Below are 1,253 nucleotides of genomic sequence, written 5' to 3'. Positions count from 1 at the left end.
CCCCGCGGCTGAGCGTCCCCTGCACCCGCGCCAGCACCACCGCCGCGACGACCCCCAGAAGGACGAGGGATGCCACCGCCACCCCGTTGTTGAGCACGACCTCGCGGACCTCCGGCGGAATGCAGCGCGGCGCCGGCATGCACCTCTCGCCCGTGACGGCGGTCGGCACGAACGCGACGACGAGCGCCAGCACCGCGCCGACGTCGAGGAGCCCCTGCTCGAGGCTGCGTCCCGACAACGCCAGCAGCGCGAGGGCGATCGCGCTCAACGCCCCCACGAAGACGGGACCGGCGGGGGTGTAGTAGGACGCGCTCACCGACGGCAGGGGCCCGTGCGTCACCAGCTCGACGCCGACACCGATCGCGAGGAACACCGTCGCCCCGATGATGGCGAGACGGACGTAGCGGTAGGTGCGTTGCGTCGAGGTCGTGCGGATCCGCATGGGGGCATCCTGCCAGCGGTCACCGACACGCCCCGCGGGCTGGACGACGCGGGTCGTCACGCCCCGCACGAGCGACACCGCCGGACCGCCGCCCCTCCGCCGGTCTGCGAGACTCACCCCATGCGTGAATTCCTCGCCGGCGCAGGCCTGCTCGCCCGCGGCCTCGGGCAGTGGCGCCGGACGCCGGGTGCGATGGCCCTGGGCCTGATCCCCGGAACGCTCGTGGGACTCGTCTTCGCGGCGGCCCTCGTCACGTGGGGAATCGTCCTGCCCGACCTCGTGGTGGCCTGGACTCCGTTCGCCGAGACCTGGGCGCCGGCCTGGGCGGGGACGGTGCGCGCGGCGATCGGCATCGCCTCGTTCGGCGCGGCCCTGCTCATCGCGGTCGTGTCGTTCACGGCGGTCACCCTCGCCGTGGGCGAGCCCTTCTACGACCGTATCTGGCGGGCGACCGAGCGCAGCGCGACGGGCCTGGTACCCGACGCCGAGTACGGCTTCTGGCGCGCCGCGGGCGACAGCGTCCGCCTCATCCTGCGCGGTATCGTCGCGGCGGCGCTGGCCTGGGCCATCGGACTCGTCCCGTTCGTCGGCGGCATCCTGGGATTCGTCACCGGCGTGCTGCTCACCGGGTGGCTGCTGGCCGACGAGCTCACGTCGCGCGCCCTGTCGGCTCGGGGCCTCGACCGGCGCGCCCGGCGCGCGTTGCTGCGGCGCCACCGGGCCCGCGCACTCGGCTTCGGCGTCGCCACGCAGCTGTGCTTCCTGGTGCCGCTCGGCGCGGTCGCCGTCATGCCGGCGGCGGTCGCCGGCA

The 1,253-nt window shown here is 74.7% G+C and carries 1 protein-coding gene and 1 pseudogene; one reads left to right on the top strand and one right to left on the bottom strand.

Going from position 1 to position 1,253, the window contains the following annotated elements; genetic code table 11:
• Positions 1–442, bottom strand: a pseudogene (locus DBR36_RS10015) (hypothetical protein); the annotation flags it as partial.
• 120 nt (positions 443–562) lie between these two features.
• On the opposite strand from DBR36_RS10015, the gene DBR36_RS10010 reads away from it, so the two are divergent.
• Positions 563–1,253, top strand: a 691-nt coding sequence (locus DBR36_RS10010) for an EI24 domain-containing protein (RefSeq protein ID WP_108319015.1), incomplete at its 3' end; no start/stop codon positions are given.

The sequence above is a fragment of the Microbacterium sp. HMWF026 genome (genome assembly GCF_003061325.1).
Taxonomy (GTDB): Bacteria; Actinomycetota; Actinomycetes; order Actinomycetales; family Microbacteriaceae; genus Microbacterium; species Microbacterium testaceum_E.
The sequence above is the reverse complement of the archived record's forward strand: the minus strand, read 5'-3'. Positions and strand labels throughout refer to the sequence as shown.